11 protein-coding genes are annotated in these 12,239 nt (G+C 74.4%); 4 read left to right on the top strand and 7 right to left on the bottom strand.

Annotated features, from left to right (window positions below; all coding sequences use genetic code 11):
• Nucleotides 1-390 precede the first annotated feature (390 nt).
• On the top strand, nt 391-1,596 hold the full coding sequence (locus P2424_RS16945; RefSeq protein WP_276476573.1) for a low temperature requirement protein A: 1,206 nt from the start codon (nt 391-393) through the stop codon (nt 1,594-1,596).
• A 133-nt stretch (nt 1,597-1,729) separates the two neighbouring features.
• Here the strand turns inward: P2424_RS16945 and P2424_RS16940 are convergent, their stop codons facing one another.
• Nucleotides 1,730-2,617, bottom strand: a complete 888-nt coding sequence (locus P2424_RS16940) for a universal stress protein (RefSeq protein ID WP_276476572.1) — start codon at nt 2,615-2,617, stop codon at nt 1,730-1,732.
• A gap of 316 nt (nt 2,618-2,933) precedes the next feature.
• Between P2424_RS16940 and P2424_RS16935 the strand changes: the two genes are divergently transcribed.
• Nucleotides 2,934-3,836, top strand: coding sequence for a universal stress protein (locus P2424_RS16935; RefSeq protein ID WP_276476571.1), 903 nt, complete (start codon nt 2,934-2,936; stop codon nt 3,834-3,836).
• Between the two features lie 72 nt (nt 3,837-3,908).
• On the opposite strand, the gene P2424_RS16930 is transcribed toward P2424_RS16935, so the two are convergent.
• Together P2424_RS16930 and P2424_RS16925 are read right to left on the bottom strand one after the other, a co-directional pair.
• A complete protein-coding gene (locus P2424_RS16930; RefSeq protein ID WP_276476570.1) occupies nt 3,909-4,592 on the bottom strand; it encodes a pyridoxamine 5'-phosphate oxidase family protein in 684 nt (227 codons plus the stop codon).
• A 184-nt stretch (nt 4,593-4,776) separates the two neighbouring features.
• Nucleotides 4,777-6,339: an SDR family oxidoreductase gene (locus P2424_RS16925; RefSeq protein ID WP_276476569.1), complete on the bottom strand. Its 1,563-nt coding sequence runs from the start codon at nt 6,337-6,339 to the stop codon at nt 4,777-4,779.
• 277 nt (nt 6,340-6,616) lie between these two features.
• Between P2424_RS16925 and P2424_RS16920 the strand changes: the two genes are divergently transcribed.
• Both P2424_RS16920 and P2424_RS16915 read left to right on the top strand, forming a co-directional pair.
• Nucleotides 6,617-7,201 (top strand): sigma-70 family RNA polymerase sigma factor, encoded by a 585-nt coding sequence (locus P2424_RS16920; RefSeq protein ID WP_276476568.1) that lies wholly within the window; start codon nt 6,617-6,619, stop codon nt 7,199-7,201.
• Complete coding sequence (locus P2424_RS16915; protein ID WP_276476567.1) at nt 7,198-7,962, top strand: anti-sigma factor; 765 nt, start codon at nt 7,198-7,200, stop codon at nt 7,960-7,962. Before P2424_RS16920 ends, P2424_RS16915 begins: the two co-directional genes overlap by 4 nt.
• Before the next feature lie 115 nt (nt 7,963-8,077).
• Here P2424_RS16915 and P2424_RS16910 read toward each other — a convergent pair whose 3' ends face one another.
• From P2424_RS16910 to P2424_RS16895, 4 genes are read right to left on the bottom strand one after another with little or no spacing between them, the layout of a single operon-like run.
• Entirely contained in the window at nt 8,078-8,908 is an 831-nt protein-coding gene (locus P2424_RS16910; protein ID WP_276476566.1) for a DUF1295 domain-containing protein, read from the bottom strand.
• Nucleotides 8,905-10,215 carry a cyclopropane-fatty-acyl-phospholipid synthase family protein gene (locus P2424_RS16905; protein WP_276476565.1) on the bottom strand — a complete coding sequence of 437 codons (1,311 nt, stop codon included), beginning with the start codon at nt 10,213-10,215 and terminating at the stop codon, nt 8,905-8,907. Before P2424_RS16905 ends, P2424_RS16910 begins: the two co-directional genes overlap by 4 nt.
• Nucleotides 10,212-11,480, bottom strand: a complete 1,269-nt coding sequence (locus tag P2424_RS16900; protein ID WP_276476564.1) for a cyclopropane-fatty-acyl-phospholipid synthase family protein — start codon at nt 11,478-11,480, stop codon at nt 10,212-10,214. The genes P2424_RS16905 and P2424_RS16900 overlap by 4 nt, the downstream gene beginning before the upstream one ends.
• Nucleotides 11,477-12,238, bottom strand: coding sequence for a DUF1365 domain-containing protein (locus tag P2424_RS16895; protein WP_276479006.1), 762 nt, complete (start codon nt 12,236-12,238; stop codon nt 11,477-11,479). Before P2424_RS16895 ends, P2424_RS16900 begins: the two co-directional genes overlap by 4 nt.
• Between the last annotated feature and the right edge of the window lies 1 nt (nt 12,239).

Below are 12,239 nucleotides of genomic sequence, written 5' to 3'. Positions count from 1 at the left end.
CCGGACAGGTTCATCCTGTTATCGGGGGAACATCGATTCGGGTGCCGCAGTGTTCTCCCGCGGGGATGCTCGTGACCCGCGCCTTCGTTTCCCACCGCCCGGGTCGCAGGGCCTCGGCCCATGGGCCCCTCCCGCTGTCGGCGGCCGCCGAGCTGCACGAGGGAGCGCCCGACGCCGGGCCGCCGACGGTCGCTGCCGAGGACGCCGTACCACTGGCGCTCGGTTCCCGCGGGCTCGGCGGGTTCGGGGAAACCAGGCGGCCGACCGTGCGGGTTCCGGCCAACCGGTGCGTCGCGGAGCCCCGGCCCGGACTCCTCCGGTTGGATCTGCCGTGGTCCCCCGCGGCGGCCGGCCGCGGGCGGCGGACGAGCACCGGGCGGTGAAGCGGGAATGAGCGCAGAGGGGAACCTCGAGGAGCGGACCGGGACCCGGCGGCGGGTGATGCGCGGACGGGACCCCGGTGAGGAGCACCGTGCCGCCACACCTCTGGAGCTCTTGTTCGACCTGACCTTCGTGGTGGCGGTCGCCCAGGCCGCCGCCCAGCTCCACCACGCCTGGGCCGAGGGGCATCTGGGGTCCGGGCTCGCCGGATACGCCGCCGTGTTCTTCGCGATCTGGTGGGCGTGGATGAATTTCACCTGGTTCGCCTCCGCCTTCGACACCGACGACGTGCCCTACCGGCTGCTGACACTGCTGCAGATGGCGGGCGCCCTGGTGCTGGCCGCCGGGGTGCCCGAGGCGTTCCGGGACGGCGATTTCGCGATCGTGGTGGTCGGCTACGTGCTGATGCGCCTCGCGATGATCGCCCAGTGGCTCCGGGCCGCCGCCGAGCACCCCGACGGGCGCCGGAGCGCGCTGCGGTACGCGGCGGGTGTCGCCGTGGTGCAGTGCGGCTGGATCGCCCGGCTGTGGGCCACGGGCGTATGGGCACCGACCACTTTCGTCCTGCTGGTGGTGGCCGAGCTGGCCGTACCTGCCTGGGCCGAGTCCCGGGGCGGGGCAACCACCTGGCACCCCGGGCACATCGCCGAACGGTACGGACTGTTCACCATCATCGTGCTCGGCGAGGTCATCCTCGCCAGTCTCACCGCCGTACAGTCGGCCGTCACCGACCAGGGTCTGTCCGCCACCGTGCTGCTCATCGCCCTCGGCGGGCTGCTGCTGGTCTTCACCCTGTGGTGGATCTACTTCGCCGGCAGCGACGCCGAACTGGCCACGCTGCGCACCGCGCTGGTGTGGGGATACGGCCACTATGTGGTCTTCGCGGCGCTGGCAGCGGTGGGCGGCGGCCTGGAGGCCGCCTTGGACACGACCGAGCACCACGCGCACCTGGCCGAGCAGGCCGCGGGGCTCGCGGTCGCCGTACCGGTGGTGATCGTGCTGCTCGTGCTGGGGGTGCTGCACCGGATGACCGGGACCGGAGCGGTCGGGCACCCCCTCTTGGTGGTGGCAGGTGCGCTGGTGGTGCTGGGGCTGGGTCTCAGTCCGCCGGTGTTCGGGATGGGCGGCGCCGTGTTCGGCATGGGGCTGGCCGTCGCCGCGACGCTCACCGCCAACCTGGTGGTCCTGCGCCGCCGGGCGGGCGAGCGGGGCTGAGCGCGGCCCGGGCCGGCGAGCGGTACCGCCCCGGACCGCCGGGGGCCGTCCCGCGGGGCGGCCCCCGGCCATCAGGCTCCGTGGCTCCGGCCGGGGCCGACGGCGCCGCACCGGGTACTCCGCGTACGCCCCCTCAGATGTGCGGGACCACCGCCACCGGCGGAGTGGCATGGTGCAGGGCGGCCTGGGTGACCGGGCCCAGCCGGGTGCCGAGCGCGGGCCGCTGCACACGTCGCCCGACCACCAGCAGCGACGCGTCGTCGGCCCGCTCGATCAGATGCCGCGACGCGTTCCCCGGCGCCGCCTGCTCGTCCACCGTGACCTGCGGATACTCCTCCCGCCACGGGAGCATCGCGGTCGAGAGCAGCTGATGCTCCCGCCGGCCCAGCTCCGAGCGCTGATGCTGGTCGATCATCCGGGGACCGTAGGTGAAGACCGCGGGCAGCTTCCACACGTGGACCGCGCGCAAGCCCGTACCCCGCAGGGCCGCGGCCTCGAAGGCGAACTGCAGGATCGCCCGGCTGGGCTTGACCAGATCCAGCCCGACCACGACCGGCCCCCCGGGCGGGCCCTCCCGCGGTGTCCGGCTCTCCCGTACCTCCTCGTCCTGGAAGGACGCGCGCACCATCACGACTGGACACTCGGCCCGGGCGGTGACCTCCTGCCCGACCGAGCCCAGCAGGAAGCCGCTCGCCCTGCCCAGGGCCCGGGAGCCGAGCACGAGCAGCCGCGAGTCCTCCGTCAGCTCGACCAGCACGTCAGCTGCCACCCCCGGCACGCTCAACTGCTCCACCCGCAGCCCGGGGTGGTGCTCGGCGAGCCGCTGCGCCGCCTCCCGCGGCACCCGCGCGATCCACTCGTGCTCCTTGTCCGGGTCGGCGGCCGACGCGTGCGGCTGCCAGCGCCACACGTGGACCAGGCGGAGCCCCACGCCCTGCCGCTCGGCCTCCAGTGCGGCCCAGTCGATCGCTGCCTGGCTCTCCGCGGACCCGTCGAAGCCCACTGCGATGGTGTCCGTCATGGATGACTCAGCCTCCGCCCTGCCGGATCGGCGATTGTCCTCCCCCCATAAGGAGTGAACCCGCTGCCGCCGCCGCCCGCACGGTGTGCCCGCCGGGTGGCATGCCGGTGGCGCAGCGTGTCTCCGGCCGGGGGCCGGGGTGCCGGGGCCGTTCTCCGATTCCGTCCCGAGCCAACGCCCGTCGCGTCCGAGCCCGAGGCCACGGCCTGCGTCGGGGACCGCCCGCCGCGGCGCCGGTGGACAGCCCAGCGGGACCGCGGGAACCTGGAGAAGTCCGGTATGCGAGGTATGGAGTTCTCCGGCCAGGGAGCGGAACATGGCGCATCTCGTCACGGCGGGTACCGACGGAACCCCGGAGAGCACCGCGGCGGTCCGCTGGGCAGCCCGCGAGGCGACCGCCCGCGGCGCACCGCTCCAGCTCGTGCACGTGCAGGTCGCCGACAGCGCCCTGGACCAGCTCGTCGCCCCGGACGAGAGCGACGAGCCCCGCCGCCACACCGAGGAGGTCCTCCACGAGGCCACCGCCGGACTGTCGGACGACTTCCCCGACCTGGCCGTCAGTACGAAGTCGGCGACCGGGGAACCGGCCCGGCTGCTCACCGAACTGTCCGAGACCTCGGATCTGCTGGTCATCGGATCGCGCGGACTCAGCACTCTGGGCGGCTACCTGGTCGGCTCCGTCGCTCTGCCCGCCGTCGCCCACGCGCAGTGCCCCGTCGTCCTCGTCCGGGCCCGTGCGGGAAGCCCGCAGGCGGACGAGGCGCCCGCGGGGGGTGCGGCGCACGGGGCGCCGCGCCCTGTGGTGGCCGGCGTGGACCTGAGCCACCCCTGCGACGAACTGCTGGACTTCGCCTTCGAGACCGCCGGACGCCGCGCGGCGCGGCTGGAGATCCGGCACGGCTGGGAGCCCCCCGCCTACTACGGTGCGCGCACCCTGCCCCGGGCGACCATGGCCCTGGACGAACTGCTGGCGGAACGCGCCGCCGCCGTCACCGCCAAGGTGCGGCCCTGGTGCGAGAAGCACCCCGACGTGGAGGTCGATGTCCGGGCGTTTCTCGAACAGCCGGCGGCGCTGCTGGTGAAGGCCGCCGAGAACGGGGCGCTGCTCGTGGTCGGACGACGGCAGCGCACCTCCCGCTTCGGCCCCCATGTCGGATCCGTGGTGCACGCGGTGATGCACCACTCCCGCACCCCCGTCGCCGTCGTCCCGCACATGTGATCCGCCGCGCCGCCCGCCGTCCGGGTCGCCCGGCGGCGTTCGGGGCCCATTTCGTCCGGGGCCGTGTCCGGATCACCGGGTGCGGATCCGGCGCCCGGTCACCTCGCCGGGCAGCACCCGGATCCACAGCTGCCGCCGCCCACCCGCCCACGGGTCCGCGCCCGGCCGAGAGGCAAGGTCCTCGACCGTGCCGGGATCGGTGACGTGCCGGGCGGTCCCGGTGAGGAGGACGCTCCAGCCGCTGCTGAGGCGCTCGTCCGTCCGGTCGACCTCGAAGGCCACCGTCTCCCCGTCCGCCGCGGCCGCCGGCCCGTCCGCCTCGGTCCGGTAGACCACGGTGCGGCCGTCCGCCAGGAAGTTGACCGGCAGGATCACCGGCGCCGCCCCGTCGGTCAGACCGATCCGGCCGACTCCGTGTGTGCCCAGCCGCCGCCAGCACTCGTCCTCCGACATCCGGCTCAGCTGCGGGTGGGCGGCGGCCGGCCGCCGGCCCGGTCCGGGTTCCCGCGGGCCCTCCTTCAGCTCGTCGTAGGGGAGGTCGAGGACTGCGGCCAGGCGCATCAGAGCGGCCGGATCGAAGTCGTCGCTCAAGGACTCCAGCCGGTCGAGATAGGCGACGGACATGCCGGCCCGGCGGGCCACCTCGTCCCGGGACAGGCCCAGTTGCTCGCGCCGCACGGCACAGCGGTTCGTGAACGAGTCCTGGTGCGGGCCCGCGGCGTCCGTGCCGCTGCCGTCCGGCTCCTCGCTGTGCATCGTCCCCGACCTCCACCCCGCCGCCCGGCGCGGCGTGCCGTCTGCGTCCGCACGGCCCGCGAGCCGTCTGCTCCAGGTCAGCAGGGCAGCGCGAGTCGCGCCAGCGGGGCGCGGCCGATCGGGGTCCTCGCCACCGCGTCCGGCCCGGCACTCTCCCGGCCCGGTCCGATCAGACCGCACGGCTCTACGGGCGACGCCGGGAACGCTTGCGGCGGCGGCGTCCGGTCCTCCGGCCGGCGGGCGGGGTCGGGTCCGCGGCGCCGTGCTCGGCGGCCCGGGCGATGTTGCGGGCCATGCCCGCCAAGAGCACGGTGTGGAACGGGGCGACACTCCACCAGTACAGGTGGCCCGCCAGGCCGTGCGGGCGGAAGAGCGCGCGCTGCCGGTAGCGCGTACGGCCGTCCGTGGTCCGGTCGACGTACATCTCCAGCCAGGCCCGTCCGGGCAGCCGCATCTCGGCGCGCAGCCGCAGCAGTTCCCCCGGCCGGACCTCCTCCACCCGCCAGAAATCCAGCGAGTCCCCGACCCGCAGCCGTCCCGGGTCGCGCCGGCCGCGGCGCAGCCCCACCCCGCCCTGCAGCCGGTCCAGCCAGCCGCGCGCGGCCCAGAGCGGGCCGAAGGAGTACCAGCCGTTCTCCCCGCCGATGCCCTCGACGACCCGCCACAGCGCCTCCGGAGAAGCCGGTACCCGGCGCGCCCGCCGGTCGGTGTACAGGGTGCCGCCCGCCCAGTCGGGGTCCGTGGGCAGCGGATCGCTGGGGGCGCCCGGTACGGACGCCGAGGACCAGCGGGTCGCCACCTCCTGGTCGCGGACCCGCCGCAGCGACAGCTCCACCGCACGGGTGAACGGCAGCGGCTGCTGCGGCGTTCCGGGGAGGTACCGCACGATGTCGTTCTCGCGGCAGACGACCTCGTGGCGCAGCGACTCGGCCAGCGGCCGTGCCACGGCGGGCGGAACGGGAGTGACCAGGCCGATCCAGTGGCTGGACAGGCCCGGGGTCAGGACCGGGACGGGAAGGATCAGCCTCCTGGGGAGCTGCGCCACGGACGCGTAGCGCAGCATCATGTCCCGGTAGGTCAGCACGTCCGGGCCGCCGATGTCGAAGGTGCGGTTGAGGCCGGCCGGCAGTGCCGCGGCCGCGACCAGATACCGCAGCACGTCCCGTACGGCGACGGGCTGGATCCGGGTGCGCACCCAGCTCGGGGTGACCATCAGCGGCAGCCGTTCGGTGAGATACCGCAGCATCTCGAAGGAGGCCGAACCGGAGCCGATGATGACCGCGGCGCGCAGGACCGCGGTCGGCACACCCGACTCCAGCAGGATGCGGCCGACCTCGGTGCGGGAGCGCAGATGGGGCGAGAGCTCCCGCTCGTCCACCCCGGCGGGTGTCAGTCCGCCGAGGTAGACGATCCGCCGCACCCCGGCCCTCCGGGCCTCCTCGGAGAAGAGGCGGGCGGCCTTCCGGTCGGTCTCCTCGAAGCCGCTTCCGGCGCCGAGCGAGTGCACCAGGTAGTACGCGATGTCGACGCCGCGCAGCGCGGCAGCGGTCGAGTCGCGGTCGGTGAGGTCGCCGCCCACCACCTCGACGCGGTCGGCCCAGGGATGGTCGCGCAGCTTCTCCGGCGACCGCGCCAGGCAGCGCACCGCGTATCCGCCCTCCAGCAGCTCGGGCACCAGCCGCCCCCCGATGTAGCCCGTCGCGCCCGTCACCAGGCACCGCCGCCCGTCCGCCCGCCGCTCCGCCATTCTCCGCCTCCACCTCGGCCTTCCCACGATCCCCGCTCGCGGTACCCGCTGCGGCCCGCTTCCCGCATCGTCCCCGTGACGGATACCCTCCCCAGCACGCGACACGTCTGCGGGGCACCGGCGGGCCGGTCTCCCGCCCGGTGCGGACGCGGGCCAATCCGCCGGGCGTGCGGCTCCGAAGCAGCGGTGGAGCTGTCATGTCGAGAAGGGAAGAACGTGTCTCCTGTACGAGGCCGCGTACGCGGTGACCGTCCGGCCGGGCCGGGGGTGAGGGCGGATGGATGAAGCCGCTGCCCTCGGGCCCCCCGCGGTGGGGCCCGTCGAACTGGGCGACCTTTTGGTCCGGGTGGCGCGAGGCGATCAGGACGCCTTCGCCGCCATGTACGAGAGAGTGGTCGGTCCGGTGTTCGGGCTCGTGCGGTCCGTCCTGCGCGATCCCTCGCAGTCGGAGGAGGTCACCCAGGAGGTGCTGGTGGAGGTGTGGCGAGTGGCCGCGCGGTTCGACCCGGCCAAGGGCACGGCGATGACCTGGGTGATGACGCTCGCCCACCGCCGCGCCGTGGACCGGGTGCGGTCCGAGCAGTCCGCGAGCGACCGGGAGCTGCGGGCGGCGCAGCTCTCCGGCTCCCGCGACTACGACCATGTCGTCGAACAGGTCGAGGCGCGGCTGGAGCGGGAGCAGGTGCGCCGCTGCCTGCGCACGCTCACCCAGATCCAGCGCCAGTCCGTGACACTGGCCTACTACAAGGGCCTGACCTACCGTGAGGTCGCCGAACTGCTCTCCCAGCCGCTCGGCACGGTCAAGACACGGTTGCGGGACGGCCTGATCCGGCTGCGGGACTGCCTGGGGGTGCAGGGATGAGGACCGCGGAACTGCACACCCTCACCGGCGCCTACGCTCTGGACGCCGTCTCCGCGGAGGAGCGGGACGAGTTCGAGAAGCATCTGCGTGCCTGCTCCTTCTGCGCCCAGGAGGTCGCCGAGTTGCGTGCCACAGCCGCCCGGCTGGGCCAGGCCGTCTCCGAGCAGCCCCCCGCGGAACTGCGCGACCGGGTACTGCGCCGGATCGGCGAGGTGCGTCAGGAGGCGCCGGGAGGCCGGGCCGTGGAAGAGGCCGCCACCGCGCGGGCGCCGCACGGACGGCGCCGGTCCTGGCCCATCTGGGCGCTCGCGGCGTGCGTCGCGGCCGCGGGGGCGCTGGGCGGGGTCGCGGTGTGGCAGCACCAGGAGGCTCAGGACGCGCGACAGCGCAGCGAGCGGGCCCAGGACCGGGCCGAAGCGCTCGCACGGGTGCTGTCCGCCTCCGACGCGAGAGCCGTCTCCGGCGGCGAACTGCCGGGCGGCGGCTCCAGCACCGTGGTCCTCTCGCAGTCGCAGAACCGGGCGGCCCTGGTGGTCTCCGGGATGCCGCCGCCGCCGAAGGGCAAGGTGTACCAGCTGTGGCTGAGCGACGACGGCCGGATGCGTCCGGCGGGTCTGATGCATCCGGGCTCCGGCTCCGAAGCGGCCCTGCTCGAAGGGGGACTCGACGGCGCCTCGGGCATGGGGGTCACCGTCGAGCCGGACGGGGGCTCCCCGCAGCCCACCTCCGAGCCGGTGATGCTGGTGGACTTCCCGGCGTGATCCGCCGCGGGCCCGGGCCGCCGTGCGCACTCTGCTCGCGGCACGGCGGCCCACGCCGCCTCGTCCTCCGTGGCCGGAAGGGCGTCCGTGCACCCCGCGGGCCGGCGTGGGCGGCTCAGCTCCGCCCGCTCCTCCTGTCGGCCGCCCGCCGTGGCGGCAGTGGGAAGAAGCCGCCGGTGCGCGCCGCGTAGGCGGCGTAGCCGGGCCGGTCGGCCATGTGCTGTTCGAGCAGGCGCTTTCCGCTGCCCACGGTCAGCAGGGCACTCATCAAGAGCGGGGAGACGAGGACCGCGAGTGCCGTCGTCCCGGCGGTCACCGCCACGAGATACAGCCCCCACCACACGCAGAAGTCCCCGAAGTAGTTCGGGTGCCGCGTCCACGACCACAGCCCCCGGTCCATGACGGTGCCCCGGTTCTCCGGCCGTGCGGTGAAGCGGGCCAGCTGGGCGTCCCCGACGGTTTCGAAGAACATCCCGACCAGCCACACGGCACACCCCGCCCAGGCGGCGGGACCGGGCGGGGCCTGTGCGTACTGGCCCGCCTGCACCGGGAGGGAGACGACCAGCACGAGGGCGCCCTGCAGCAGGTAGACCTTGCGCAGCGCGTAGACGTTCCGGTTGCCCGGCGCCTTGTCGAGCATGCGCGCGTAGCGCGGGTCCTCGCCCTTGCCCCGCCCCCGCCCGGCGATGTGCCCCGCCAGCCGCAGTCCCCACACCACGGTGAGCGCGGTGACCAGCGCCCGGCGCGCCGGATCGCCCTCGCCCGCGGAGGCCCCGTACGTGGCGAGCGCCACCGCAGCGAACGCCACCCCCCAGGCGATGTCCACGATGCGGTGGACGCCCTTCCGGAGGGCGACGGCGAAGGTGAGCAGCATGACGGCGGCGACGGCGGCGATCGTCGCCCACACGTCCCCGCCCAGCGCGGACCAGTCGGTGCCGCCGGTCATGACCACGTCCCCTCGTGCCCGCCCAGCGGATTCGCGCCCAGCCCACTGCGGCCGTCCTCGTCCGGTCGTACGGCGAGGATCTGGTCGACGCCCATCCGCCGTTCGGCGAAGGCCAGCCGTCCGCCGGCCAGATACAGCCGCCACAGCCGCGCCGTGGGGCGTCCGACCAGCGCTGTGGCAGCGTCCCAGTGTGCTTCCAGGGTGTCGCGCCAGGCGTCGATGGTGTGCACGTAGTGCTCCCGCAGCGAGGTGGCGGCACGGACCTCCAGGCCCGCGTCCTCCAGCAGCGCGACCGTCTCGCCGAGGGGCCGCATGTGCATGTCGGGAGCGATGTAGGTCTCGATGAACGGCCCGCCGCCCGGTGCGTCGGCGCCCCGGGACATCTGCTGCACCAGGAGCCTGCCACGCGGTGCGAGCGCGTGCCGCAGCCGCGCGGCGAAGTGCGGGTAGGCGTCGGCGCCCACATGCTCGCCCATCTCGACGGTGGCGGCCGCGTCGAATCCGGTGTCCGGCAGGTCGCGGTAGTGGCAGTGCCGCACCCGCACCCGGTCTTCCAGGCCGCGGGCCCGGACGCGCTCGCGGGTGTGGCGCGCCTGCTCGGCGGAGAGGGTCACGGCGGTGACCTGCGCCTGGAAGTGCTCGGCCGCGTGCACCGTGAGCGATCCCCAGCCGCATCCGAGGTCGAGCAGCCGGGCTCCTGGGCGCAGGGCCAGCTTGCGGCAGATCAGGTCGAGTTTGTCGCGCTGGGACTGGGCGGCCCCGTAGCCCTCGGTGCCCGGCGGCTGCTTCCAGTAGCCGCAGGAGTAGGCCATCGTCTCGTCGAGCAGGAGCTCGTAGAAGTCGTTGGACAGGTCGTAGTGGTGGCTGATGGCGCTGCGGTCCCGGGCCACGCTGTGCAGTGTGCCGCCCTGCCGGGCGCGCCGGCCCGGCGGGCGCGGGGGAGGACCGACCGCGCCGAGCCGGATCAGCAGCGCCGCCGCCTCCGCCCATTGCCGGGCCGTCAGCCGCGGCCGGCTCAGGCCGCGCTCCCGCGCGGCCTGCCAGAGGGCGGCGAGCGCTTCCGCCGGGTCGCCCTCGACCTCCAGGTCGCCGCTGATGTAGGCGTCGGCCAGACCGAGTTCGCCGGGCTGCCACAGCAGCCGCCGCAGCGCCGTCCGCGAGCGCAGGACGACCAGCGGCGCGCCGGGGGGTCCGGCCTCGCTGCCGTCCCAGGCACGCAGCCGGAACGGCAGTGCGCCGCCGAGGAACTCCGCGGCGACGGCGGCGAGGCGCTGTGCGGCGCCGGTACGGGAGACGAGCTGGATCACGGTGCGGTGGCTCCGTCCTTGATGAAGAGCAGTTGCTGGACGTCCAGGTACCCGGTGCGGAACCCGGCCTCCGAGTAGGCGAGGTAGAGATCCCACATGCGGCGGAAGACGGCGTCGAAGCCGAGCGCGGAGACCTCCGCCGTGTGCGCGGCGAACCGCTCCCGCCACAGGCGCAGGGTCTCGGCGTAGTGCGGACCGCGCCGGTCGTACCGGGCCAGGCACAGCGCGGTCTCCTCGTGGGCGATGCGGGTGAGCGCCTCGCGGGAGGGAATCAGCCCGCCGGGGAAGATGTACTTGTGTATCCACGTCCAGGTGTTGCGGGTGGCAAGCATCCGCTGGTGCGGCATGGTGATGGCCTGGAGCGCGGCCCGGCCGCCGGGCACCAGCAGCCGGTCGAGCGCACCGAGGTAGACCGGCCAGTGCTCCGCGCCGACGGCCTCGATCATCTCGACGCTGACGACGGCGTCGAAGGAGCCCCGCACCTGCCGGTAGTCGCACAGCCGGACGGAGACGCGATCGCTCAGCCCGGCCTCCTCGACCCGGCGCCGGGCCGCGTCGAGCTGCTCCCGGGAGAGGGTGACGCTGACCACCTCGGCGCCTCTCCGGGCGGCCCGCAGCGCGAGTTCGCCCCACCCGGTACCGATCTCCAGCAGCCGGGTGCCGGATCCCACGTCGGCCAGGTCGAGCATGTGGTCGACCTTGCGGCGCTGAGCGGGCGCCAGGGACTCCTGGTCGGCGGGCAGGCTGCGGAAGAGGCCGGCGGAGTAGCTGAGGGTCTCGTCCAGGAAGAGGGCGAACAGCTCGTTGGACAGGTCGTAGTGGTGGCTGATGTGGGCACGTGACCCGGCGACGGTGTTGCGCTCGGCGGCGGGCCGGCGCGGCGCCCACAGGTGACGCAGCCGCTGCAGGGACCGGGGCAGCAGGCGGTCCGCGTGCTCGGCGAAGACGGACAGCAGACCGACCGGATCGGGCGTGTCCCACTCGCCGGCCATGTACGACTCACCGAACCCGATCAGTCCGAACCGGCCGACGCGGCGGTGGAAGGCGCTGGGGTCGTGCAGTTCCATCAGCGGTCCGCCCCGCCCCCACTGCTCGCCGCTGGGCAGTCGCACGCGTAGCGGCAGCTCGCCCAGGGCCCGGCGCAGCAGGCGCTCGGTGACTGCTGTGCGCATCCACGAGGAGCGCGGTACGGCGGCAACGTCGGGCCAGCGGGCGGGGTCCACGCTGTGCGCGGAGGGGACGGCGGGTGAGGCGTGCAGGGTCAAGACAGTCCTTTCTGTCGGGGGGTCCGCGGATGGGGGCGCACCGGCAGTCCGCGCAGCCACAGGCGGATGCCGTGCAGCCGGATACCGGCTGTGGTGGCCGCGGTCGGCCAGGGGTGGCGGACAGCGGTCCGCAGCAACTGCCCGGCCGTCGCGGGCCGGTGCCGGCCGGTGACGGTGGCCACGAAGGAGGTGTCGTCCCCGTGCCGCAGCTGCACCCCGAGCCGCAACCGGTCGCCCGGCTCGGGCAGCCGCATCCGGTAGACGCCGTCGACGCCGAAGAACGGCGAGACGTAGAAGTCCTTGGGGACTTCGGCGCGGCCCTCCGGGTCGGGGCGCAGCAGATAGCAGTGCCGGTCGCCGTAGGTGTTGTGCACCTCGGCGACGACGCACTCGGGCGACCCGTCCGCGGGCCGGCACCAGTAGAGGGTGAGCGGGTTGAACACATGGCCCAGCACCCGGGCGGAGGTCAGCATCCGCACCCGGCCGCCGCCGAGCGCTATGCCGTGCGCGGTCAGGAACCGCTCGAGTCCGGCGCGGATGCTCGGCGCGGTCCCGCCGAAGTGGTCCCGCGCCTCGAACCGGGCCAGGCCCCGCAGCGGGCGCGGCAGCCGGGGCAATCGCTCCGGGTCCACGAACCAGAGATAAGTGCTCTGACGGAAGGAGTGGCGCAGCGGGCGGAGCCGGGTGTGGGAGATCACGCACCGGTAGAGGGCCGGTGTGCGTGCCTCCCGGCGCGCCGGTGCGCGCTCGTCGGGCAGG

Source organism: Streptomyces sp. WMMB303 (assembly GCF_029351045.1).
In the GTDB taxonomy this organism is placed as follows: domain Bacteria; phylum Actinomycetota; class Actinomycetes; order Streptomycetales; family Streptomycetaceae; genus Streptomyces.
The sequence above is the reverse complement of the archived record's forward strand: the minus strand, read 5'-3'. Positions and strand labels throughout refer to the sequence as shown.

What these genes read in the sequence shown, in the direction of transcription:
- P2424_RS16945 (WP_276476573.1), top strand. Translation starts at nt 391, where the DNA reads ATGAGCGCAGAGGGGAACCTCGAGGAGCGGACCGGGACCCGGCGGCGG.
- P2424_RS16940 (WP_276476572.1), bottom strand. Translation starts at nt 2,617, where the DNA reads ATGACGGACACCATCGCAGTGGGCTTCGACGGGTCCGCGGAGAGCCAG.
- P2424_RS16935 (WP_276476571.1), top strand. Translation starts at nt 2,934, where the DNA reads ATGGCGCATCTCGTCACGGCGGGTACCGACGGAACCCCGGAGAGCACC.
- P2424_RS16930 (WP_276476570.1), bottom strand. Translation starts at nt 4,592, where the DNA reads ATGCACAGCGAGGAGCCGGACGGCAGCGGCACGGACGCCGCGGGCCCG.
- P2424_RS16925 (WP_276476569.1), bottom strand. Translation starts at nt 6,339, where the DNA reads ATGGCGGAGCGGCGGGCGGACGGGCGGCGGTGCCTGGTGACGGGCGCG.
- P2424_RS16920 (WP_276476568.1), top strand. Translation starts at nt 6,617, where the DNA reads ATGGATGAAGCCGCTGCCCTCGGGCCCCCCGCGGTGGGGCCCGTCGAA.
- P2424_RS16915 (WP_276476567.1), top strand. Translation starts at nt 7,198, where the DNA reads ATGAGGACCGCGGAACTGCACACCCTCACCGGCGCCTACGCTCTGGAC.
- P2424_RS16910 (WP_276476566.1), bottom strand. Translation starts at nt 8,908, where the DNA reads ATGACCGGCGGCACCGACTGGTCCGCGCTGGGCGGGGACGTGTGGGCG.